This window comes from Lysobacter sp. 5GHs7-4, assembly GCF_021284765.1.
GTDB lineage: Bacteria > Pseudomonadota > Gammaproteobacteria > Xanthomonadales > Xanthomonadaceae > Lysobacter.
The window spans coordinates 61227-83316 of record NZ_CP089924.1 but is presented as its reverse complement, the minus strand read 5'-3'; the positions used below and the strand labels follow the sequence as shown (position 1 = coordinate 83316).

Genomic DNA, 22090 nt, shown 5'->3' with positions numbered 1-22090 from the left:
GGCGCCGCGCCCGCCGCGGCGGTGGACCCGGACTGGATCCTGGCGCGGCTGGCGCAACCGGCCAGCATGCGCACCGCCTTCGTCGAGATCCGCGGCTCGGCCCTGCTCAAGGCGCCGCTGCGCCTGAGCGGCGAGTACCAGCGCCTGGAGGACGACACCCTGATACGCGACGTGCGCGCGCCTTACGTCGAGACCACCACCATCCGCGCCGGCGAAGTGAAGATCCAGCGCGCCGGCAAGGCCGCGCGCACGTTCTCGCTGTCGCGCGCGCCGGAACTGGCCGGCCTGCAGGCCAGCTTCGGCGCCCTGCTGGCCGGCGACCGCAAGCGCCTGGAGCAGCAGTACCACGTCGTCGCCGAAGGCACGCGCCAGCAGTGGACGATGACGCTGACCCCGCGCAGCAACGCGGTCGCGGCCAAGCTGCAGGGCATCACCCTGCGCGGCCGCGGCGCCGAGCTGCGCTGCATCGAGGCGCGTCCGGCGCGTTCGGACGCCAGCGGCGCGATCGAGTTGCAGCGCACGCTGCTGGCCGGCGCCGCGCGTGAGGCGGCCGCCGTCACCGACGCCAGCCAGCTCGCCGCGCTGTGCCGCGGCCACGGCACAGCGCCGCGATGACGCCAGCGCGTCGTCTGGGCCTGGCCCTGCTGTGGCTGGCCGCGCTCGCGCTCGGCGCTTGGGCGATCAGCCAGCATCTGCAGCTCAGCGGCGATCTGCGCCGCTTCATGCCCAGCGCGCGCACGCCCGCGCAGAAGCTGTTGATCGACGAGCTGGGCGAGGGGCCGGGCTCGCGTCTGTTGCTGGTCGCGCTGTCGGGCGACACGCCGCAGGCGCTGGCCGCGCAATCGGAGGCGATGCGCCGCGCGCTGGCGGCGAAAGCGGAATTCAAGTTGGTCGCCAACGGCGCCGACCTGGGCCTGGACGCGATTCCCGAACGCCTGCGCCCGTATCGCTATCTGCTGTCGCCGACGCTGGACACGCAGGCCTTCGACGCGGCCTACCTGAGCGATGAATTGCAGGCGCGCGTGCAGGATCTGGGCTCGCCGGCCTCGGCGATGCTCGAACCCTTGCTGCCCAGCGACCCGACCCTGGAAACCCTGAAGCTGGCCGAGGCCTGGCAGCCGGCGAACGCGCCGCAGCGTTTGCACGGCGTGTGGTTCGACCGCGCCGGCCGCGAGGCGCTGCTGGCGCTGGAAACGCGCGCGGCGGGCTTCGATCCCACCGGCCAGCAGGCCGCGGTGGATGCAATCCGCGCCGCGTTCGCGCAGGCGCGCGGCGCGTCCAAATCGCAGCTGACGCTGAGCGGGCCGGGCGCGTTCTCGGTCGAGATCGGCGGCCGCACCGCGCGCGAGGCCAGCCTGATCGGCACCATCGACAGCCTGGTGTTCGTGCTGCTGCTGTGGCTGGCCTATCGCAGCTGGAAGGCGCCGCTGCTGGGCGGCCTGCCGCTGGCCAGCGCCGGCCTGGCCGGCCTGGGCGCGGTCGCGTTGGCCTTCGACGGCGTGCACGGCATCACCGTCGCGTTCGGCTTCACCCTGATCGGCGTGGCGCAGGATTATCCGATCCACCTGTTCAGCCATCAGCGGCCGGGCCTGTCGCCCTGGGCCAGCGCGCGCGCGCTGTGGCCGACGCTGGGCACCGGCGTGGCCTCGACCTGCATCGCCTACCTGACCTTCATGGTGTCCGGGGTGGACGGCCTGCAGCAGTTGGCGGTGTTCACCATCGTCGGCCTGGGCACGGCCGCGCTGACCACGCGCTTCGTGTTGCCGGCGCTGATCGATCCCGCGCCGCGCGACGCCGCCGGATCGGCCGCGCTGGCGCGCGCGTGGCGGGCGCTGGCGCGCCTGCCGCGTTTGCGCGCGCCGGCGATGCTGGTGCTGGCCGCGCTCGCGCTGGGCGTGACCTGGCTGGCGCCGGGGCCGTTCTGGCAGAACGATCTGGCCAAGCTCACGCCGGTGCCCGCCGATGCGCTCGCGCGCGACGCGCAGCTGCGCGGCGAACTCGGCGCGCCCGACGTGCGTTACGTGATCGCGCTGGAAGCTGGTGACGCCGAAGCCGCGCTGCGCGCGTCGGAACGGTTGATGCCGGCCTTGCAAGGTTTGCGCGCGCAAGGCGCGATCGGCGGCTACGACCTGGCCGCGCGTTACCTGCCCAGCGCGGCCACCCAGCGCGCGCGTCAGATCAAGCTGCCCGGCGCGGCCACGCTGGACGCGGCGCTGGCCACGGCGGTGGCCGACAGTCCGTTCCGCGCCGACGCCTTCGCCGGTTTCGGCGCCGACGTCGCCGCCGCGCGCCAGGCCCCGCCGCTGATTCCGGCCGACCTGGACGGCACGCCGCTGGCGGCCAGCGTCGCCGGTTTGTTGCTGCAGCGTCCCGGCCACGCTACCGCGCTGGTGTCGCTGAGTGGGCTGGAGGATCCGGCCGCGGTCGCGCGCGTCGCCGGCGCCCACGGCGCGCAATTGCTGGACCTCAAGCAGGCTTCCGAATCGCTGGTCGCCGCCTACCGCGGACGCGTGCTGCTGGCGCTGGGCCTGGCGGCGGTGCTGCTGGCGGCGACGGTGTGGTTCGCGCTGCGTTCGCCGCGGCGCGTGCTGCGCGTGCTGGCGCCGATGGCGCTGACCACGCTGCTGATCCTGGCGGTGCTGCGCGGGCTCGGCGTCGAACTCAACCTGTTCCACCTGGTCGCGCTGATCCTGGCGGCGGGCCTGGGCCTGGACTACGCGCTGTTCTTCGATCATGCCGGCGACGATTACGCCGAGCAGCTGCGCACCCTGCATGCGGTGATCGTCTGCAGCCTGACCACGCTGCTGGTGTTCGCGCTGCTGGCGTCGTCGTCGATTCCGGTGCTGCGCGCGATCGGCGCCACGGTGGCGCTGGGCGTGGCGTTCAATTTCGTGCTGGCGCTGTTGATCGTGCGCGAGCCGGCTTCGATGCGCGAGGGCGACGATGCGGCGGCGTGAGGACATCGCCGCGCTGATCCCGCACCAGGGCCTGATGTGCCTGTGGGAAGAGGTGTTGGACTGGGATGCGGACAGCATCGCGCTGCGCGGCCACGGCCACCGCGACCCCGCGCATCCGTTGCGCAGCGACGGGCGACTACGCGCGGTGCACCTGTGCGAATACGGCGCGCAGGCGATGGCGGTGCACGGCGGCCTGCTCGCGCAAGCGGCCGGGGAGGCCGCGCGTCCGGGCCTGCTGGTGGCGCTGCGCGGCGTCGAATTGCACCTGGCGCGCATCGACGACCTGCCCGGCGCGATCCAAGCGCGGGCGCGCAAGCTCATCGACGCCGGCGACAGCTGGCAGTACGAGTTCGCCCTGCATCACCAGGGCGTGTTGCTGGCGTCCGGCCGCGCCGCGGTGATGCTGCGCCCGGACTGAGCTTCACGGCGCCGATGGCGTCGCGTTCCAGATAGGTGTCGCGCGCTCACGCGCGGCCGCCTACCGGAGCAAGGCCATGACCATGGAGTTCCAGCTGACCAGTGTGCAGCCGTATCAGGCCGACGGCCAGTTCGGCCAGACCTTCAACCTGCGCATCACACTGCCTGAGCGCTACGGCGCGCGTCTGAACTGGCTCGAGTGCACCGACCGGCCCTACGTGGCTGGCATGGAGCCCGACACCTGGACCGACATGTTCGCGTTGGTGGGTGGGCAGTCGAGCGTGTTCGACAACTGGGAGGCTACCAATGCCGACGACGGTGCGGTCACGATCAACTTCGTCGACCCGCCGTCGATACGCATGGAGCCGGGCGCGCAGCGCACGCTGCAGTTCTGGGTGGTGGTGCTGGACGGCGACGGCGAGGACTGGGCGGTGTGGCAGGCCATCCAGACCCTGGCCTGCGACGCCAGCGGCGCGATCGTCACTCAGTCCCTGGTGCGGACCTCCAACACCTACGGCAACGATGGCGAACCCCCGTACCCGCCAGGCTTCTCGCCGTACTGAACGGCGCCGGCGCGGCCCCGCATGTCGCGGCTCGCGCGCACCGGCGCTTCGATGAAGGTGTTGCTGGCTTCCGCTGCGGGCGCCGGGCGGGGACAATTCGGGTCCGTCCCGCCGCGAGTCCAGCGCATGAGCCAGCCGTCCTCCACCGCCCGTCGCGCCCTGGTCACCGGCGGCAGCGGCGATCTGGGCGCGGCGATCTGCGCGCGCCTGGCCGCCGACGGCCTGCACGTGCTCGTTCACGCCAACGCCAACCTGGCGCGTGCGCAGGCCACGGTGGCGGCGATCCGCGAAGCCGGCGGCAGCGCCCAGGCGTTGGCCTTCGACGTCGCCGACGGCGAGGCCACGCGCGAGGCGCTGGAAGCCGTGTTGGCCGACGGCCCGATCCAGGTTGTGGTCAACAACGCCGGCGCGCACGACGACGCGCCGATGGCCGGCATGACGGACGAACAATGGAAGCGCGTGATCGACATCTCGCTGCACGGCTTCTTCCACGTCACCCAACCGCTGTTGCTGCCGATGGCGCGCACGCGCTGGGGCCGCATCGTCAGCGTGTCCTCGATCGCCGCGGTGCTGGGCAATCGCGGCCAGACCAACTACGCCGCGGCCAAGGCCGGCCTGCACGGCGCCTCGATGTCGCTGGCGCGCGAAATGGCCTCGCGCGGCATCACCGTCAACGTGGTCGCGCCGGGCGTGATCGAAAGCCGCATGACCGCCGACACCTTCCCGCCCGAGACCGTGCGCCAGCTGGTGCCGGCCGGTCGCGCCGGGCGGCCGGACGAGGTGGCCGCGCTGGTCGCGTTCCTGTGCTCGGACGGCGCCAGCTACGTCACCGGCCAGGTGATCGGCGTCAACGGCGGCATGGGTTAGGCGCGCGTGCGCGGCCTTCCGTCGGGCGGGCGCGCCCGTTCGGCGCTCGGTCAGGCGGTGCGGCCGGGGCGGCGGTAGCATGCAGCCACCACCGCAGCGGAGTCCTGCCATGCGTCGTTACCTTCTGATCTTGCTGCTGCCGTTGCTGGCCGCGTGCGCCAGCTCGCACGTCCTGGTTGGCTCGCCGCGGCCGCCGGTCGACCCCGCCACGGTACGGGTGTACTTCACTCCGCCCGCCGGCGGTTACGAGCAGATCGCCATGCTCCAGAGCAACAGCGGTTCGTTCACCTACGGCGAGCAGAACAAGATGAACTCGGTGATCGCCAAGCTGCGCAACGAGGCCGCCAAGCTCGGCGCCAACGGCGTGCTGTTCCAGGGCACCGAGGACGGTTACGGCGGTGGCGGCATGACCGTCGGCGCCGGCGGCGGCCGTTACGGCGGCCGCAGTTTCAGCTCCGGCGGCGTCGGCATCGACATCACGCCGCGGCAGAAGTACGCGCACGGCATCGCGATCTGGATGGCCAATCCGCCGCCGCCGGACGCCGTGCCGGCCGCGTCCGTGCCGCCGGCACCGCCCGCACCGCCGCGCGGTAACTGACGCTCGAGCGCGCGCCGTCGGGCGCATCGGCGAACGCCGTGCGCCCGCCGAACAGGTTCAGCAGAAAGGCCGTCGCCGTGGCGGCGCCTTCATACCCTCGGCGCCATCGGGCCGTGCGCGTTCAACACGGACGCGAGGCGATCGCGCCGCACGCGTGAGGCGGATTCAGCGCGGCTCGGCGGGCAGATCGCGCGGGGCAGCGCGCGTGAACTCGCCGCTGGGGTCGTCGATCACCGGCAAGGCCGCGCGCGTGCGCTTGTACTCGCGCACCACCTGGCCGTAGCCCCATACCTGCGACACCACGTGCGAAGTGATGCGGTAGAGGTCGCGCAAGGGACGGAAATGGCTCTTGCGGAACTGCACCGCGGCGTCGGCCTGCTGGTAGCGCGATTCGATCGGCACCGAGACCACGCCCAGGCCGAGCCGGCGCGCGGCCGAGATCAGGATCTGCGCCTCGAACACGAAGTCCTCGCCGGGCACGTCCTGCAGCGCGCACACCGCGGCCGGGTAGTAGCGCTGCCCGCTCTGGCTGTCGGCGATGCGGTAGCCGCAGCCCCAGCCGATGCCCCAGTCGCCGAATTCGTTGGCCAGGCGCCGGTAGGTCGGCGCCGACGCGCGCTTGCGCAGGCGCGCGCCGATCACGATGCAGCCGGGATGGCGCTGCGCGCTGGCCAGCAGGCGCGGCAGGTCGGCCGGGTCGTGCTGGCCGTCGCCGTCCATGGTCAGCACGCCGGCATAGCCGCGCCGCAGCGCTTCGCGGAAACCGTCGCGCAGGCTGGCGCCCTTGCCCATGCGGCGTTCGTGCCGCAGCACCGTCACCGGCAGGTCGGCGATGCATTGCGCGGTGCCGTCGTCGGAACCGTCGTCGATCACGATCACGTTGGGGCAATGCGCGAGCGCGCCGGTGACGGTCTCGCGGATGCGCAGCGATTCGTTGAGCGCGGGGATCACCACCGCGACCTGGTCGCGTTCGAGGCGCGCGGAATCAGTCATACGCCAGCTCCAGCGCCAGCACGCGCCCGGCACCGGCGTTCAGGCGCACCCGCGCGCCGCCTTCGGCCAGGACGTCGAACAAGGGCGCCATCGACGCCATCGCATTGCCCTGCGCGCGCGCGGTGAGCACGCCGCCGGCGTCGGCGACGCCATCGTGCAGCTGCGCGCTCAGCCGCACTGCGCCGGCGCGCGGCGTGCGCGACAGCACCAGCGCGCCGCCGAGCAGGCCCGCGCTGGCGGTGACCGTGCTCAGCGCGCCGATCGATTCGCCGTCGTAGCCGACCAGCAGCACCGCTGACGCGCCGTCGGCCAGCTGCGCCATCGCCTCGATCAGGCCTTGCGCGAAGCTGGCCTGTTCGGCGCTGATCGCGGTCGCCGCGCGCATGCAGCCGGCGCCGATGGTCCAGTAGCCGGCGGCGGCGTTGTGCACCGAGTTATGGAAGCGCGTCGGCGAGATCGCGCGCGGGTCGCTGGCCAGCGTGGTGCACATGTAGTCGGTGATGCCCAGATCGCCCTGCGCGGACGCGAACACGCTGGCCAGTGCGGCCGGATCGCGATCGGCGGCCTGGCAAGCGGCCAGCGCGACGTCCAGCGCCACCGCCACGGTTTCCGGCGCGCGCCGGCGCTCGTTGGCGGGCAGCAGCTGCGGCGACGGGCGGGGAGGCGCATCGGTCGCGGCGTCGGCGCCGGCGACGTGCGCGCGCGCGGCCTCCCAGGACGGCAAGCCGCGGCTCCAGTAGGCGATGCCCTCGATATACACCGCGGTCATGCGCGCGCGAACACCAGCGAGCAATTGTTGCCGCCGAAGCCGAAGGAATTGTTCATCGCGTAGCGGATCTCGCGTTGGGCGTTGGCGAAACGGATCTGCGGGCCGCAGACCGGGTCGGGCGTGTCGCTGTTGAGGGTGCCGGGCAACTCGCCGCGCTCCAGCGCCAGCAACGCGATCGTCGATTCGACGATGCCGGCCGCGCCCAGGGTGTGGCCGGTCCAGCCCTTGGTCGAACTGGCGTGCAGCGTGTCGGGGAACAGCGCGGCCACCGCGATCGCCTCGGCCTGGTCGTTGGCCGGCGTGGCGGTGCCGTGCAGGTTGAGGTAACCGACATCGCCGGCGTCGATGCCGGCGCGCGACAGCGCGTCGCGCATCGCCAGCTGCGCGCCCAGCCCCTGCGGATGCGGCGCGGACATGTGGTGGGCGTCGCTGGATTCGCCGTAGCCGCGCAGTTGCAAGGCGCCGGCGTCGTCGCCGTCGATGCGTTCGATCAGGGCGTAGCCGCCGGCTTCGCCCAGCGACAGGCCGGTGCGCCCGGCATCGAACGGCTTGCACGGCTCGTCGGTCACCAGCTGCAGCGAGTTGAAACCGAACAGCACGCTGCCGCACAAGGTGTCGACGCCGCCGACCAGGGCCGCATCGGCGTAGCCCGACGCGATCAGGCGCGCGGCCTGCGCGAACACCTTGGCGCTGGACGAGCAGGCGGTGGCCACGGTCACGCAGGGCCCGCGCAGCCCGGTCGCGGCCTGCACGAAGCCGCCCAGCGAATGCGGCTGGTGCACCTGCGGCCGGTCCAGGTCGGCCGGGAAGCGGCCATCGTGCAAGCGCGCATAGGCTTCTTCGGTGGCGCCGATGCTGGCCGTCGAGGTGCCCAGCACCAGGGCCACGCGCTCGGCGCCGCGGCGCGCGATCAGTTCAGCCAGGGTCTCGCGCAGGCCGTCCTGGTTCAACGCCAGCCAGGCCAGGCGGTTGTTGCGGCATTCCCACACCGCGAATTCATCCGGCAGCGCGGCCGTTTCCAGGCCGTCGACGCGGCCGATCCAGCAATCCAGCGGGTCGGCGCCGAAGTCGTTGCGGCGCAATCCGCCGCGACGCTCGCGCAGGGCCCGGGCCTGGGCTTCGCGACCGCGCCCCAGCGCGGTGGTCGCGGTGTAGGCGCGAATCGCCAGTGCGGGCATGGGCGGGGGCGGCGACGGCTCTAGCGACACGCGGAACTCCAGGCGATACGAGGCCGGAGTATAGCCAGCGCGGCACGCGGCTCGCGCCGGCGCGCGTTCAGGCGGGACGGCGCGTCTGCACGCGTGCGGCGGCGGCCGCAGGCGTAGACTGCGCATCCCGCCGCCGTCCCGCAGCCGCATCGCGCATGTCCAGCCGTACCGCCCACCGCCTGGCCCTGTTCGGCGACCGCGACGTGCTGCATGCCTGCGCGGTGGCCACGGCGGTCTGCGCGCTCAGCGCCGGTCTGGTCTATGTCGGCTACTTCGTGCACGTGCTGCGGGTGGCGCGCAACGCGCCCTGCCAGCCCGAGCGCGGCGAATGCGTACTGCTGTTCGGCAAGCACGCGCCGCGCGGGCATATCGATCGCGATTTCGAAGCGCGCCTGGACCGCGCGGTCTCGCTGTGGCGCGAGCGCCCGCCGGCCAGCGTGGTGCTGCTGGGCGGCGGCGCGGCCGACGATCTGAGCGAGGCCGAAGTCGCGCGCGGCGGCCTGCTCGCGCGCGGCCTGTCGCCGGACACGCCCTGGCGCCTGGAAGCCGAATCGCGCGACACCCTGCAGAACCTGCGCAACGCGCGCCATCTGCTGGGCGAGGGCATGCGCTCGCGCGTGACCTTGCTCAGCAGCCGCTATCACCTGGCGCGCTGCGCCTTGTTCGCGCGCCAGCTGGGCTTCGACTGGGAGCTGTGCGCGGCCGAACCGCGCCTGCAGCTGAGCCCGCGCATGCTGCTGCGCCTGGCCGGCGAGGCCGCCTACGTGTGCATGAGCGACATCGGCGCGCGCTGGGCGCGCCTGATCGGCCATCGCCGCATGCTGTCGCGGGTGACCTGAGCCGCAACGAGCGGTTGGCGCGGCGGCAGGTAGGGTGGCGGCGGCGTCGGTTTACGACCCGGAGCGTGTTTTCCGTTCGGGAAAGCGATCGCGCTTAGGGGCGCCCGAGGCCCGTCGGCCGGCGCTTTCGGGGCGCCAGGACACGGTGGTGGGTGCGCGGCAACGGCTTGCGTGCGCCGCGAGGCGATCAGCCCGCGGCGCGGCGGCGAATCGGCGCGGTCCGGCTGCCGTTGGCGGCGGCGCTCGTCGCGGCGGTGGCACTGCGGAAGCCGGCGCGCAGGTTCTCCGGCGGCTCCGGCTCGGTGCACACCGACAGCACGCGGCAACGCGCATCGCCGATCGCGATGTAGGCGTGGCCCATGTTGCTGTCGAAGTAGATCGAATCGCCGACCTCCAGACGCGCGGGCGCGTACAGATCGGTGTGCAGCTCCAGCGAACCTTCCAGCACCAGTGCGAACTCTTCGCCCGGGTGGCGGACCAGATCGCCGAATTCCTGCAGCGAGCGCGCGCGCACCTCGGCCACGATCGGCGTGAAACGCTTCTGGCGCAGCTCGGCGGCCGGAAAATACTGGCCGTAGTTGTCGGTTTCGATCGCGAAACCCTGATTGGCGCGGGTGATGCTGCGGCGCCCGGTCGGCACCTGCGCCGGCGCGGACGACTGCGCCGCGGGCCCGAACAGGTCGGCGATATCGACCTCCAGGCCGCGGCTGATGCGGGTGAGCTTGTCGTAGGTCAGCGACATGCGGTTGTTCTCGACCTTGGACAGGGTCGAGATCGGCAGGCCGGTGCGATCGCTGAGTTCGGACAGCGTCCAGCCGCGCTGGGTGCGCAGTGCGCGCAGGGTGTCGCCGGGCTGCGATGCGGTACCGGAAACGCCGCCTTGCGGGCCGCGTTTGCTGCGTACTGCGCGTGTATTGGAGGTCATGGGCGAACTTTAGGGCCAACACGAGAGTGCTGCCAAGCGATCACCAAAATAGCCCAATGCGAGAAATTTGTCGTTAGCGCTAAAATGCCCGCGCGCGCAGGGCGCGGCGGCCATGCCGCTTAGGATGTAGCGCCGCCGCCGGCCGCGTCGGATGCAAAGGGGAGTCGCCGTGGTGCCTAAGTCGATGAATGCGCTCCGGGGCCGGATCGGCCTGGGCTGCCTGGTGCTGGCGCTGGTTGCGGCGCCGCTCGCGGCCGCGCCGCAAGCCGCGGCTCCGCCCACGGCGGCGCCGGTGGTTCAGGCGCCCGTCGCCCCGGTCGAACCCGTCCCCGCCGCCGCCGATCCGGCCGCGGTGGTGTTCGAGCAGGAGACCCCGCGCCCCGGCGTCGCGCCCAGCCGCAGCAGCCCGACCGCCGAGGTTCCCGCCCCCACCACGACCGATCCCGTCGCCGCCGACGGCGCCGTCGCGCCGCTGGCCGTCACCGCCGATCCGGTCGTCGACCCGGCCGCGGATGCGCTGCCCGACGCCTTCGTCGATCCGGCCCTGCCGCTGCCGCTGCCCGATGCGCTGACTCAGATCGACTCGCCCGCCGGCGCCGCGATCGCGCTGCAGGCCGACGCCGCGCCGCAACTCGGCGCCGCCGATGCGCTGGCCTATTTCGATGGCCTGATCGGTCCCGCGCTCGCGCGCAGCGACGTGGCCGGCGTCACCCTGGTCGTGGTCAAGGACGGCGGCGTGCTGCTGAGCAAGGGCTACGGCTACGCCGACGTCGCGCGCCGCCGCCCGGTCGATCCCGCGCGCACGCTGTTCCGTCCGGGCTCGGTGTCCAAGCTGTTCACCTGGACCGCGGTGATGCAGCAGGTCGAGCGCGGCCGCATCGACCTGGACGCCGACATCAACCGTTACCTGGACTTCAAGGTCGCGCCCTACCGCGGCCGGCCGGTCACGATGCGCCAGCTGATGACGCACACCGCCGGCTTCGAGGAATCGCTGAAGCATCTGTTCGCGGCCGACGCGCGCGCCCTGCGTTCCAACGCGAGCTATCTCAAGTCCGTCCAGCCCGAGCGCGTGTTCGCGCCCGGCGAGGTGCCGGCCTATTCCAATTACGGCGCCGCGCTGGCCGGTTATGTGGTCGAGCGCGTGACCCGGCAGCGCTTCGAGGACTACATCGAAGCGCAGGTGCTGCGCCCCTTGGGGATGCACCGTTCCAGTTTCCGCCAGCCCTTGCCCGCGGCGCTGGCGGCGGACATGGCCGCCGCTTACCGCGACGGCCGCGACGCGCCGCCGCGCGCGTTCGAGCTGGTCAATCCCGCGCCCGCGGGCAGCCTGTCGGCCACTGCCGAAGATATGGCGCGCTTCATGCTCGCCCAACTCGGCCAGGGCCGCCTGGGCGAAGTCGAACTGATGCGGCCGGACACCGCGCAGCGCATGCATTCGGCGGCGTTCCGTCCGCTGCCGGCGCTGAACGCGATGGCCCTGGGCTTCTTACGCGACGACCGCAGCGGCGCGCTCACCCTGGGCCACGACGGCGCCACCGAAGCCTTCCAAAGCAGCCTGCGCCTGTATCCGCAAACCCAGGTCGGCCTGTTCGTGTCGGTGGACGGCCCCGGCGCCAGCGCGGCCGCGCTGCGGCGCGAAGTGGTGCGCGGCTTCCAGCAGCGCTACTACCCGCGCGCGTTCGCGGTCGAGCCCACGCTGACCAGCGCGCGCGCGCATGGCCAGCAATTGGTCGGCCGCTACGAAAGCAGCCGCTCGGTGTTCACCAGCGTGCTGGCGATCACGCGTTACCTCTCGCAGAGCCGGATCGTGTTGCACGACGACGCCACGCTGTCGGTGTCGACGCTGCTGGCGCCGGACGGAAAGCCGCGCCGTTGGCGCGAGGTGCGGCCCTATGTGTGGCGCGAGGTCGGCGGCGATGCGCTGCTGGCGGCGAAACTCGATCGCGGCCACGTGGTCGCGGTCGCCAGCGACATGCATCCGCCGGCGATGTGGCTGCAGCCGGTGTCGGGCTGGCGCTCGGCGGGCTGGTCCTTGCCGCTGCTGCTGGGCGCGCTGGCACTGCATGCCCTGGCATTGCTGCTGTGGCCGGTGGCCGCGCTGGTGCGCCGCCACTACGGCCGCCGCCTGGCGCTGGACGCGCGTGCGCGGCGCTGGCGCCTGCTGGTGCGCCTGGGCCTGATCTGCAACCTGGCGATGGCGGCAGCCTGGTTGTGGTTGCTGTCGCGCATCGACGCCGACGTCGCCCAGCTCGACGGCGGCCTGGACGGCTGGATCCGCTTCGCGCAGCTGCTGACCCTGCTGTCGCTGCCGATCGCCGCCTTGGCGATCGCCGATGCGGTCCGCGCCTGGCGCGCGCCACGCGATGTCTGGCGGCGCGTCGGTGCCAGCGCGATCGCGCTGGCCTGCGTGGCGGTCGCGGCGTTCGCGATCGCTTCGAATCTGCTGACCTGGAGCTTGAACTACTGAGCCGGGGCATTCGCTAACCCCGGCTGGCAAGTCCGTGCGTTGCTGTACATGATGCGGGCTGGGTTCGGGGGACGATCATGCGGATGCGCAACAGTGGCAGGGGATGGCTGACGGCAGCGCTGTGCGCGTTCGCGCTGGCGGCACCGGCGCAGGAGATGGCCGGCGTTGCGGATGGCTCGACGTCGGCGGCGCAGGATCGCGTGCGCGCGGTCGCCATCGAGGCCGGCCTCAGTCCCCGGGAGCTGGTGGTCGAGTTCGATCGGCCGATGCGGATCTGGGACAACGGCATCGACGACGGTCAGGTCAGGACCGAACCCGCGCTGCCGCTGCGTTGCGCCTGGCGCGACGATCTGGCGATCGTCTGCAGTTTCGCCGGCGATCGCCAGCCCAGCAGAGCCACCGAATACACGGTGCGCCTGGCGGCCGGCCTACATACGCTGGAAGGCGTGGCCGTGCCCGCGTCGACGACGAAGGTGGAATACGAGCGGCCGACGCTGTCGGGCCAGGTCGGCGCCTGGAAGAACGGCGTCGCCACGATCGAGTTGGACGCCGACGGTCAGACCGACGCGCAACACGTCGCCGAAGTACTGCGCTTGAGCGTCAACGGACGCGACGTGCCGCTCCCGCCACTGAAGCGCCTTCCCCGCCGCGGCGAGTGGGACACCGGCGCGCGTTTCGAACTGGAACTGACATCGATCACTCAAGCCGACGCACGCGTGGTCCTGTCGCATCAGGCCGGCCTGCGCAGTACGGAAGGGCCGCTGCGCGGTACCGGCTCCGGTCCGCTCGTCGATGTCGTCATCAACGAACCGTTCCGCTTGCGCGGTGTCGTTTGCAACGACCGCGACGGACGTCATGCCCTTGCTCCGGTCGCAGGCGCGCTGGCCATCGACTGCCTGCCCGGCGAGCCGATACGGCTGGTGTTCTCGCACCGTTTGCACACCGGCGCGACCGCATGGGCGGCCAAGCAGGCGCCGGACGTGAAGTTGCATGGCCAGCCCGCCGATATCGGCCGTTACGAAGAACCGCTGTTCGGCGCGGATAAGCATCGTCCCCAGCAGGCGCCCAGCCAGGCCTGGGAGCTCAGCATCGATGCGCCCAACGTCGAGCGGCGCCTGGCCTTGGACGACAGCTTGCGGTCCGCGCGCGGCGGCAGCGCGGTCGCGCCGGTCGATCTGCGCATTCGCCTGCTCGACTATCGGCCTTCGTTGCAGGCGCCTCATGCGAAAGGCTTGATCGCCGACGGCCACCGGCCTCCCGCTTTGTTGAGTGCGGTCAATGTCAGACGCCTCGAAACCGAGATAACCGGCTTGTCGGATCGCGCCTGGAACGCACCGTCGTCGTTGTCCGCGAGCGCCGCCAACGTGCCGACCGAGATTGCGATACCGCGCGCCGCCGCCAGCACGCTCGCCAAGGGCGGCTGGTTGGAATGGCGATTGCCGCAGGGCGAGGCGCTGCAGTTCGCGGCGCCGGCGTTCGATCTGTTCGCAGTGGCCGGCCGCCGGCAGGTGCTGGCCTGGGCCAGCGATTGGAACGGCGGCGGCGCAGTGGCGGGCGCCTCGGTTGAACTGCTGCTGCGCGATAGCGATGCCGGCACACCTCGCGTGGTGGCCAGCGGTACCACCGCCGCGGACGGTACGGTCGTGCTGCGCCTGCCCGGCGACGTGAAGCTGCCGGAACGGATTAGCCACAATGCCTACCAGGCCCACTGGTGGCTGCGCGCGACGAACGGAGGCGGCCGGCGCGAAGCGCGCGCCGTGCTGGCGCTGGGCCAGAGCAACGATTGGCAGTTCAAGCTGGGCAAGGGCTACGAGCGCAAACTTTGGGGCGTGGCCGACAAGCCGTTGTATCGCGCGGGCGAGACCGTGCGCTACCGGCTCTGGCGACGCGAGCTGCATGGAACGCGCCTGAAGGACGCACCGCGCGATCTGCCGCAGCGTCTGCAGCTGATCGAATCCTGGGGCAAGACGATACAGGCCTGGGACGCCGTCGCCGACGAAAGCGGCGCCTTCCAGGGCGAACTGAAGCTGCCGGAGCACTTGCCGGACAATCGCTACTGCATCGGCGTCGGGGCTGACGGCGACACCGAGGGCAGCTGCTTCTTCGTCGGTACTTACCGCGGCCAGGATCTGTGGGCGCAGGCCAACGCGCAGGATCGGCTGTTGCGCGCGGGCGACCGTTTCGAGATCGAGCTCAGCGCCGGCTACTACTCGGGCGGCGCGGCCGCGGACGCGCGCATCTCCGATGTGAGCGGCATGCTCACCGGACTGCCGCTGGAAACGGCGTATCCGCAATACGGCGATTACGGCTTCGTCGACGTCAACACGGACGCGGCGAGCGAAGGTATTCGGCTGCGGAACGAGGACGAGCCGCTGCGCACCGATCGCGAAGGACACCGGCGCCTCAGCCTGCCGGTGGCCTTCAAGCTCTCAGACCCGGAGCAGGACCAGCTTCCGGCGTTCGGCCGCTTGCAAGTGACCGTTTCGGTAACGCCCAGCGAACGCGAGGGCACGACCAGCAACGCGGTGCAGGCCCGCTATGCCGGTTACGAGCGATACGTCGGCTTGCGCACCGATCCCGCATGGTCCATCGACCGGGACAAACCGCTGCAACTGGACGCCGTCGTGATCGATGCCGAAGGGCACGAGATCGCCGATGCACCGGTCGAAGTGGAGGTGCATCACGTCGACGATGCCACGAAGGTGTTGCAGCGTTGCGTCCTGATCGCCCGTCGGCCGGCGCCCTGCGACTTTCCGCGCGCCGAGCCGGGCGAGTATCGGTTGGTCGCGCGCAGCGGCACCGCCGCGCCAGCGACGATCTCGCGCTACCTGTGGGACGGCCCGCGCGCTACCGCCGAAGCCGTTAAGGAGCCGGCCTTACGATTGGAGCGGACTCCCGCGCCGGGCGCTACCAAGGTCACGGTTCAACTCTCGCAGCCCTACGCCAAAGCGCGCGTTCTGCTGGTGTCGCGTGACGGCGACCGCATGCTCGCGCATCGGGTCGCGACCATGAGCGAGCCGGTGCAAAGCTTCGACATCGAGCTGGGCGACGAGCCGGGCAGAAACGTCGACCTGCAGGCCTATGTGTTGGATGCCGACATCGCCGAAAAGGCGGTCGATGCGGATGGCTTCCGAACGCCGCCCGCGCGCAGCGAGACCGATCTGCGCATCGAGCTGCCGCGCGTCGCGCCGCGCGCCGCGGCGGTGGAGCCCCGCTTCGATGCGGCATCCGCGCGGCCCGGCGACTCGGTCGGATTGATCTTGCACAACCGCTCCGCGCAGACGCGCGAGGTGACGGTAACGGTGCTGGACGATGCCGTGCGCGCCCTCGCGGGCGAGGAGTGGGCGCTGTTCGACCCGCAGGGCAAGCAATGGCTGAGCGCCGACACGCCGCGTTACGGCAACGGGCTGTTCGACATCTCCTTCCGGTCCTGGCTCAGCGGTCCCTGGCGCATGCATCTGCCGTGGCCGAGCACGGCGGCCGACGCCGACACGCCGATACTGGAACGCGTCGAAGTGGTCGGGTCGAGGGTCAAACGGGCCGATGTGTCTGAGGAAAATACCTCGTTGGATCGCATCGAGGTCACCGGTTCGCGGATCGCGTTGAAGGACATCTTCAGTGCCGGCACTGGACGGCTCGACGCGGCCACGCGGCCGCGCGATACCCCGAGCGGGTTGCAGGCGTTGGCGCGCGTGCGCACGCAGTTCGCCGATACCGCGCAGTGGATGCCCGCTTTGCGTCTGGCGCCCGGCGAGAGCCGTCGCATCGAACTGAAGCTGCCGGACAATCTGACGCGCTGGCGCGCGGTGGTCTGGAACAACGGCGCCGACGAGGACTTCGACATGAGCGAAGCCACGCTGGAGGTGGGCTTGCCGCTGGAAGTGCGGCTGCAGGCGCCGGCGCGGCTGTATCCCGGCGACCGCGCACGTCTGGCGGCGAACGTGCGTCAAAGCGACGAGGCACCCGTCGCCGTACGCGCCTTGTTGCAGACTCAGGGCGCGGCGGCGACGCAGGCCGTCAGCACGCTCGCATTGTCGTCGCGCGGGCAGACGGGCTACGCCGCCGAGCTGTCGGCCGATGCGATCGGCAGTGTGCTGGCTACCGCCGCGGTCGAGGCCGGCGCGCGACACGATGCGGTCGCCGCCCCCATCGAGGTCGCATCGCCCTGGATCGAGGCCAGCCGCAGGCAGGCCGGCTGGCTGGACGGGCAGGCCTTGGATCTGCCGCTACCGACTTTGCCCGACGGCGCGCTGGAATCGCGCCTGCAACTGAGCCTGCAGCGCGGCAGCGGCGCCCTGCTGGATCGTTGGACGGCCGATCTGCGCGACTATCCGCATCGCTGCTGGGAGCAGATCCTTAGCCGCGCGGTCGCCGCGGCATTGGCGTTGCAGCGCGACGGCGCCGCGCACTGGCCGGAGGCGAAAGCCGTCGTGCGCGAAGCGCTGGACAATGCCGCAGTGTTCCAGGACGACGACGGCGGCTTCCGCTACTTCGTCGAGGACGGCGCGGGTTACCAGTTCGCTTTCGGGCGCGATCCACGCGATCAGCCGCAGGTCGCCCTGACCGCTTACAGCGCCGACGCCTTGCAACTGCTGCAGGACTTGGGGCATGCGGTTCCCGCGCCGGTGCGGCGCAAAGCGCTCGCGTTCCTGAAAACGCAGTCCCAGCCGTCCACCGCGAAGAAGCCGACGTCCGAGCAAAGCGAAGCGCTGAACCGCTGGGCGCTCGCGGCCGGCGCCCTCGGCATGGACGACGCGGCAGCGCGCGATGGGCTGTGGCGGCGATGGAGCGAATTGTCGTTGCCGGCTCAAGTGGCGTTGACGCGCGGCCTGGCGCGCAGCGGCGACGATCGCGCCAAGGCCGGGTTGGCCCAGGTGTTGTCGCATGCGCCTGCACGCGGGCCGTCGCGCGTGCTGTCGACAGGCGCCGACTACGAGCGCTGGATGAGCTCGAACCTGCGCGAACAATGCGCGCTGATCGATCTGCTGCGCGACTATCCGGCGCTGGCGGCGGCGGGCATGCGGCGCGAGTTGATCGCCGGGCTCACCGACCTGTATGCGGGCGGCAGCCAGCATGTGGACACGCAAAGCGGCGCCGTCTGTCTGGCGGCGCTGCGCGACGACGCGGTCGCGAACGCCAACGAAACGTTCGTGGCGGATGTCGGCTTGGGTACGGAACACGCGACGCTCACGCTCGCTCCCGGCCAGACCGAGGCGCAATGGCGGCCGCAGCAGAAAGCGGCGGGCAGCCTGACGGTTGCGCCGGGCGCGGCCGGTACGGCGCCCGTGGCGTATCTGGCCGAGGTCGTCTATCGCGAAGACGCACGGCGCGCCCAAGCCAGCGCGGCGGGCTTGTCGATCGAGCGTCGCTACGCAGTGTTGCGCGGCGGGCGTTGGGTGCCGGTGGCGCAGGCCGAGGTCCGTGCCGGCGATTGGCTGCGCGTCAGCCTGCGCGTGCACAACGGCGCGACGCGTCACTTCGTGGCGATCACCGACGAGGCGCCGGGCGGTCTGCGGCCCAGCGATCTGAGCCTGAACGGCGTCGCCGGCCTGGACCTCAAGCGCGTGTCCGATACCGGCAGCTACTGGTTCACCACCCGCCGCCTCGACGCGCGCAGCCCGCGCTTCTACGCCGAGTACTTGCCGGCGGGCGATCACGAGTTGCATTACTTCGCCCTGGCCGGCAACGGCGGCGATTACCTGGCCGCGCCGGCGCAGGTGGAGCTGATGTACGGCAAGGCCACACATGCGCGCACCGCGGCCGAGCGCTTACGGATCCTGCCGCCGGCGGACGCGAACACGGCGCCCTGAAACGAACAGGCCGCGGGAGCTGAACTCCCGCGGCCTGCCGACTAACGACGGTTCAGCGCTTGCGCTGCGCCGGCACGAAGTTCTCGCGCACCGCCTTGGCCAGCTGGTCCGGCGGCAGCAGGCCCTGGTCGAGCAGGAAGTTGTTGAACGCCAGGCGGTCGAACTTGTCGCCCAGCGCCAACTCGGTTTCCATGCGCAGCTCGAGGATGCGGCTGTAGCCGTAGAAGTAGCTGCCGGCCTGGCCGGGTGCGTTGAAGGTGTAGCGGTCGAGTTCCTGCTTGGTCATCGCCGGCGACAGGCCGACCTGTTCGCGCAGCACCTTGCCCGCGCTGTCGCGGTCGGTCAGGCCCAGGTTGAGCATGGGGTCCAGCATCGCGCGCGCCGCGCGCATCAGGCGGAACTGCAGGGCGATCAGCTGACCGTCCAGCGGCTCGTACGGGACCATCTCGGCCTCGGCGTACAGCGCCCAGCCTTCGACGTTGACCGAATTGAACGCGAACATGGTGCGCGCCAGCGAGATGCCGCGCTCGACCATGGCGGTGAACTGCAGCTCGTGGCCCGGACGGCCTTCGTGCGCCGACAGCGTCCACGCCACCGAGTCGAAGTTGAAATCGTCGTAATGCAGGGTGCTGCCGTCGGGATTGGGCACGGCGATCGGCAGCACGAACTGGCCCTGCTGGCCGGTGTTGCCGATCAGCGGTGCCGGCAGGAAATGCGGCGCCGGCTGCGCGGCCGACTCGGCCTCGCTGCCCAGTCGCATCACCATCGGGCGCTGCGGCACGTCGACGATCTTCTCCTTGCGGATGATCGGGTCGATCGCGTCGATCACGGTGCGGTAACGCGCTTCCAGCTGATCGTTAGGAATGGCGTTCTTCTTTAGTCCGCCGATCACCGCGACGTAGTCGTGACCGTCGATGCCGGTCAGGCCCTTGGCCTGCGCCACCAGCGGCGCCAGCTGGCGCATCGCCGCGCGCGTTTCCATGAACTCGACCTGGGCGCGGCGGATCAGCAGCTGCGGGTCGACGTCGATGCCGTACTGCTTGAGGCCGAACGCGTACAGCTCCGGCGGCAGGCGGTTGTCGGTGCGCGCCTGCGGCAGCACGGTGCTGCGCGCCCAGGCCGCGTAGTCCTTGAACTGCTGTTCCATCGCCGCCAGCGCGGGTTCGGCGCCGGCGATTTTGTACTTCTCGAACAGCTTGCGGATGCCGGCGGCGTAGGTTTCGACGTTGCCCAGCGCTTGCTCGACTTCGAGTTTGGTCGGGCGCAGCTTGGCCGCGTCGCCGGCGCGTTCTTCGTAGCGCTGGCGCGCAAGCACGGTGATCGGGGTGGTGTCCGTGCCCTGGCCGACGTAGTTCTTCAGGCGCGCCAAGGCGCGCGCGCGGCGCTCGGGCGGGGTCTGGTCGGACAGCAGGCCCTGCATGCCCTGGAACACCATCTGCGGCGCGTCGTTCCACGGCAGGGTCAGGCGCTCGTTGAGTTCGCTGCCGGCGATGCTCTGATCGGCGGCGGCGATCATGATTTCCAGATCCTGGCGCACGTCGGCGTTGCGTTCCAACATCAGCTTGCCGCGCAGTTCCTCGCGCGCCTTGCCGATGGTCGCGCGAAAGCGCGCGCTGTTGTCGGGCTTGAGGTCGGCGACGCGCTCGTCGAAACCGGGCACGCCGAAGAACGACATCTGCTCCGGCGCGAACTCGCCCTGCGCCTTGAGCAGGATCTGTGCGTATTCGTTGCTTTGGGTGACCCAGGCCGGCGCGGGCTTGGTCGCGCCGGCCGCGGGCTTGGCGGCCGGCGCGGCGAACGCGGCCGTCGGCGCGAGCAGCGCCAGGGAAATCGCAAGAGCGAGGGTCTTCATGGGCGGGGTAGGGCCGTGGTGAGGTCCGCCGACCATAGGCCCCGGGCGCGGCGCGGGCATGCGCCGTAGGTCACGTCCGGGCGATCAGGCCTCCAGGCCGTCGTCCTTGGGCCGGTCGCAGCCCGGCGCGCGGGATTCCTCGGAGTCCTCGGAGTCGTCGGGCAGCGAGGGCGGCGTCGTCAGCAACGAGATTTCGCGGCCGTCGGCCAGTTGCAGCGCCATGGTCGTGTATTCCCATCCGTCGCCTTCGCCGTAGTCAAACGCCATCACCGACAGCTTGGCTTCGGCCTTGGGGCCGATCAGCGGGATGCTCAGGAAAGCATGGCCGCCGTCGCTGTCCTGCTGGACGCTGCCCATGACGAGCAGGCCCGGCTCCATCGGCTGGCCCAGTTCGGCGATCACCTTGGGATCCTTGCGCGCTCGCGCCAGGGCTTCGACATAGGCCGGATGCGAGGTCATCTGGTTGCGGACCGTCGAGAACACCCCGAGCACCAGGCCCACGATCAGGCCCAGTCCCAGCACCACCAACAGCGGCAGGAACCACAGACGGTTGCGTTGCGCCCAGTCGCGCTGGGGCAGGGGCGGCGGGACGGCGGCCATGCGGGCAGTTCCAGGGGCGATACGCGCAGTATCCGCAGTCCCGGCGCCGGCGCCAAGGCGCGGCGTGCCGGTTGCGCCGGGCCGTGGTAAAACGCCTCAAAAGGGGGCGACATGGCTCAGGTTCCGAAGATCGACACGCCGTGCCCGCTGGGCGTCGACGAACAGCGCCGGCTCGATGGCCACTGCACGCGCTGCGACAAACACGTGCACCGGCTGGACGCGATGAGCGACAGCGACAGGCGCGCCTTGCTGGCCGCCGCCGATGGTCCTATCTGCGTGTCGTACCGGTCCGAGCACCCGCGTGCGATGCGGCGTGGCGCGGGTTTCGGTCTCGCGATCGCGGCGACGCTGGTGTCCGGCGGCGCCTTCGCCTCCGATCCGCCGGACTTGCTGCCCGCAGCGACCGGCGAGCAGGCCTCGCCGGTCGCGCCCGCGCCCTTGCTGGCCGCACCGGCGCCGTCGCAGGACTGCGAGGACGAGAAGCTGGAGCGCATCGTGCTTGGCGGCGTCAGCGACCCGCACGACGCGCAGTGGGTCGACGACAGCGAGCTGCCCGACCTGCCGATGCGCGATGCGGCGACGCTGGACGAGGCGGCCGCCTCCACAGACGCCTCTACGGATAACCCCATTGCCCGGCGCTGACCGTTAGCCACCTGTAACCCGTCCTGCAGGAGAGTCCGCCATGGCCCTGGTTCCCAAGATCGATCAGCCTTGTCCGCTAGGTGTCGACGAACTGCGTCGCATCGACGGCTACTGCGGCCGCTGCAGCACGCAGGTGCATGCGCTGGACGGCTTGAGCGAGTCCGAGCGCCGCGCGCTGCTGCAGGCCGCGTCCGGCCCGATCTGCGTGTCCTACCGGGTGCCGCGTCCGGCACCGACGCGTCGCGGCGCGGGTTTCGGCATCGCCATCGCCGCCACCCTGGTCTCGGGCGGCGCATTCGCCGCCGACCCGCCGGCTTTGCTGACGCCGGCAGCGGCCGAGCCCGCGGTGTCTCCGTTCGCGATCGCGCCGCTATTGCCGGAGGCGAAGCCCGAAGAGTGCGACGAGGCGAGCAAGCTGGACCTCATCGAAGTCGTCGGCGGCGGCGTCAGCGACCCGCGCGATGCGCAGTGGGTCGACGACAGCGATCTCCCCGACCTGCCGATGCGCGATGCCGCCGACCTGGACGCCGCTCCTGCGCTGGCGCATGCCAACGGCGACACGTCCGAGCACGGCACGCGCTAG

General features: G+C 71.4%; 17 protein-coding genes. 11 read left to right on the top strand and 6 right to left on the bottom strand.

Features of this window, described 5'->3' with window-relative positions:
- The first annotated feature begins 21 nt into the window (after positions 1 to 21).
- From LVB77_RS00275 to LVB77_RS00250, 6 genes are all read left to right on the top strand, one after another.
- Positions 22 to 615 (top strand): LolA-related protein, encoded by a 594-nt coding sequence (locus LVB77_RS00275; protein ID WP_305068925.1) that lies wholly within the window; start codon positions 22 to 24, stop codon positions 613 to 615.
- Positions 612 to 2957 carry an MMPL family transporter gene (locus LVB77_RS00270; protein WP_232908235.1) on the top strand — a complete coding sequence of 782 codons (2346 nt, stop codon included), beginning with the start codon at positions 612 to 614 and terminating at the stop codon, positions 2955 to 2957. The genes LVB77_RS00275 and LVB77_RS00270 overlap by 4 nt, the downstream gene beginning before the upstream one ends.
- Positions 2944 to 3375 (top strand): phosphotransferase, encoded by a 432-nt coding sequence (locus tag LVB77_RS00265; protein WP_232908234.1) that lies wholly within the window; start codon positions 2944 to 2946, stop codon positions 3373 to 3375. Before LVB77_RS00270 ends, LVB77_RS00265 begins: the two co-directional genes overlap by 14 nt.
- A 76-nt stretch (positions 3376 to 3451) precedes the next feature.
- Positions 3452 to 3937: a hypothetical protein gene (locus LVB77_RS00260; protein WP_232908233.1), complete on the top strand. Its 486-nt coding sequence runs from the start codon at positions 3452 to 3454 to the stop codon at positions 3935 to 3937.
- Between the two features lie 126 nt (positions 3938 to 4063).
- The gene (gene fabG / locus LVB77_RS00255) at positions 4064 to 4804 is read left to right on the top strand and encodes a 3-oxoacyl-ACP reductase FabG (RefSeq protein ID WP_232908232.1); all 741 of its coding nucleotides are present in this window, start codon (positions 4064 to 4066) and stop codon (positions 4802 to 4804) included.
- 109 nt (positions 4805 to 4913) lie between these two features.
- Positions 4914 to 5402 (top strand): DUF4156 domain-containing protein, encoded by a 489-nt coding sequence (locus LVB77_RS00250; protein WP_232908231.1) that lies wholly within the window; start codon positions 4914 to 4916, stop codon positions 5400 to 5402.
- Positions 5403 to 5567: 165 nt separating this feature from the next.
- Here LVB77_RS00250 and LVB77_RS00245 read toward each other — a convergent pair whose 3' ends face one another.
- The 3 genes from LVB77_RS00245 to LVB77_RS00235 are packed head-to-tail and all read right to left on the bottom strand — an operon-like array spanning position 5568 to position 8342.
- The gene (locus LVB77_RS00245; RefSeq protein WP_232908230.1) at positions 5568 to 6395 is read right to left on the bottom strand and encodes a glycosyltransferase family 2 protein; all 828 of its coding nucleotides are present in this window, start codon (positions 6393 to 6395) and stop codon (positions 5568 to 5570) included.
- On the bottom strand, positions 6388 to 7164 hold the full coding sequence (locus LVB77_RS00240; RefSeq protein WP_232908229.1) for a beta-ketoacyl synthase chain length factor: 777 nt from the start codon (positions 7162 to 7164) through the stop codon (positions 6388 to 6390). The genes LVB77_RS00245 and LVB77_RS00240 overlap by 8 nt, the downstream gene beginning before the upstream one ends.
- Complete coding sequence (locus tag LVB77_RS00235; protein ID WP_232908228.1) at positions 7161 to 8342, bottom strand: beta-ketoacyl-[acyl-carrier-protein] synthase family protein; 1182 nt, start codon at positions 8340 to 8342, stop codon at positions 7161 to 7163. Before LVB77_RS00235 ends, LVB77_RS00240 begins: the two co-directional genes overlap by 4 nt.
- Positions 8343 to 8527: 185 nt before the next feature.
- Here LVB77_RS00235 and LVB77_RS00230 point away from each other — a divergent pair, with 185 nt between their 5' ends.
- Positions 8528 to 9211, top strand: coding sequence for a YdcF family protein (locus LVB77_RS00230; protein ID WP_232908227.1), 684 nt, complete (start codon positions 8528 to 8530; stop codon positions 9209 to 9211).
- 187 nt (positions 9212 to 9398) lie between these two features.
- On the opposite strand, the gene LVB77_RS00225 is transcribed toward LVB77_RS00230, so the two are convergent.
- Positions 9399 to 10136, bottom strand: coding sequence for an XRE family transcriptional regulator (locus LVB77_RS00225; protein ID WP_232908226.1), 738 nt, complete (start codon positions 10134 to 10136; stop codon positions 9399 to 9401).
- A 184-nt stretch (positions 10137 to 10320) separates the two neighbouring features.
- Here LVB77_RS00225 and LVB77_RS00220 point away from each other — a divergent pair, with 184 nt between their 5' ends.
- Positions 10321 to 12603 carry a serine hydrolase domain-containing protein gene (locus LVB77_RS00220; RefSeq protein ID WP_232908225.1) on the top strand — a complete coding sequence of 761 codons (2283 nt, stop codon included), beginning with the start codon at positions 10321 to 10323 and terminating at the stop codon, positions 12601 to 12603.
- Between the two features lie 83 nt (positions 12604 to 12686).
- Positions 12687 to 18413, top strand: coding sequence for an MG2 domain-containing protein (locus LVB77_RS00215; protein ID WP_232908224.1), 5727 nt, complete (start codon positions 12687 to 12689; stop codon positions 18411 to 18413).
- 52 nt (positions 18414 to 18465) lie between these two features.
- On the opposite strand, the gene LVB77_RS00210 is transcribed toward LVB77_RS00215, so the two are convergent.
- Positions 18466 to 20265 carry a DUF885 domain-containing protein gene (locus LVB77_RS00210; RefSeq protein ID WP_232908223.1) on the bottom strand — a complete coding sequence of 600 codons (1800 nt, stop codon included), beginning with the start codon at positions 20263 to 20265 and terminating at the stop codon, positions 18466 to 18468.
- Between the two features lie 84 nt (positions 20266 to 20349).
- The gene (locus LVB77_RS00205) at positions 20350 to 20865 is read right to left on the bottom strand and encodes a cytochrome c oxidase assembly factor Coa1 family protein (protein ID WP_232908222.1); all 516 of its coding nucleotides are present in this window, start codon (positions 20863 to 20865) and stop codon (positions 20350 to 20352) included.
- A 111-nt stretch (positions 20866 to 20976) separates the two neighbouring features.
- Here LVB77_RS00205 and LVB77_RS00200 point away from each other — a divergent pair, with 111 nt between their 5' ends.
- Both LVB77_RS00200 and LVB77_RS00195 read left to right on the top strand, forming a co-directional pair.
- The gene (locus LVB77_RS00200; RefSeq protein ID WP_232908221.1) at positions 20977 to 21507 is read left to right on the top strand and encodes a hypothetical protein; all 531 of its coding nucleotides are present in this window, start codon (positions 20977 to 20979) and stop codon (positions 21505 to 21507) included.
- 40 nt (positions 21508 to 21547) lie between these two features.
- A complete protein-coding gene (locus LVB77_RS00195; protein ID WP_232908220.1) occupies positions 21548 to 22090 on the top strand; it encodes a hypothetical protein in 543 nt (180 codons plus the stop codon).

Bases quoted from the DNA above. Each gene is read 5' to 3' on its own strand.
- LVB77_RS00270 (WP_232908235.1), top strand. From the start codon at position 612: ATGACGCCAGCGCGTCGTCTGGGCCTGGCCCTGCTGTGGCTGGCCGCG.
- LVB77_RS00265 (WP_232908234.1), top strand. From the start codon at position 2,944: ATGCGGCGGCGTGAGGACATCGCCGCGCTGATCCCGCACCAGGGCCTG.
- LVB77_RS00260 (WP_232908233.1), top strand. From the start codon at position 3,452: ATGACCATGGAGTTCCAGCTGACCAGTGTGCAGCCGTATCAGGCCGAC.
- fabG (WP_232908232.1), top strand. From the start codon at position 4,064: ATGAGCCAGCCGTCCTCCACCGCCCGTCGCGCCCTGGTCACCGGCGGC.
- LVB77_RS00250 (WP_232908231.1), top strand. From the start codon at position 4,914: ATGCGTCGTTACCTTCTGATCTTGCTGCTGCCGTTGCTGGCCGCGTGC.
- LVB77_RS00245 (WP_232908230.1), bottom strand. From the start codon at position 6,395: ATGACTGATTCCGCGCGCCTCGAACGCGACCAGGTCGCGGTGGTGATC.
- LVB77_RS00240 (WP_232908229.1), bottom strand. From the start codon at position 7,164: ATGACCGCGGTGTATATCGAGGGCATCGCCTACTGGAGCCGCGGCTTG.
- LVB77_RS00235 (WP_232908228.1), bottom strand. From the start codon at position 8,342: ATGCCCGCACTGGCGATTCGCGCCTACACCGCGACCACCGCGCTGGGG.
- LVB77_RS00230 (WP_232908227.1), top strand. From the start codon at position 8,528: ATGTCCAGCCGTACCGCCCACCGCCTGGCCCTGTTCGGCGACCGCGAC.
- LVB77_RS00225 (WP_232908226.1), bottom strand. From the start codon at position 10,136: ATGACCTCCAATACACGCGCAGTACGCAGCAAACGCGGCCCGCAAGGC.
- LVB77_RS00220 (WP_232908225.1), top strand. From the start codon at position 10,321: ATGAATGCGCTCCGGGGCCGGATCGGCCTGGGCTGCCTGGTGCTGGCG.
- LVB77_RS00215 (WP_232908224.1), top strand. From the start codon at position 12,687: ATGCGCAACAGTGGCAGGGGATGGCTGACGGCAGCGCTGTGCGCGTTC.
- LVB77_RS00210 (WP_232908223.1), bottom strand. From the start codon at position 20,265: ATGAAGACCCTCGCTCTTGCGATTTCCCTGGCGCTGCTCGCGCCGACG.
- LVB77_RS00205 (WP_232908222.1), bottom strand. From the start codon at position 20,865: ATGGCCGCCGTCCCGCCGCCCCTGCCCCAGCGCGACTGGGCGCAACGC.
- LVB77_RS00200 (WP_232908221.1), top strand. From the start codon at position 20,977: ATGGCTCAGGTTCCGAAGATCGACACGCCGTGCCCGCTGGGCGTCGAC.
- LVB77_RS00195 (WP_232908220.1), top strand. From the start codon at position 21,548: ATGGCCCTGGTTCCCAAGATCGATCAGCCTTGTCCGCTAGGTGTCGAC.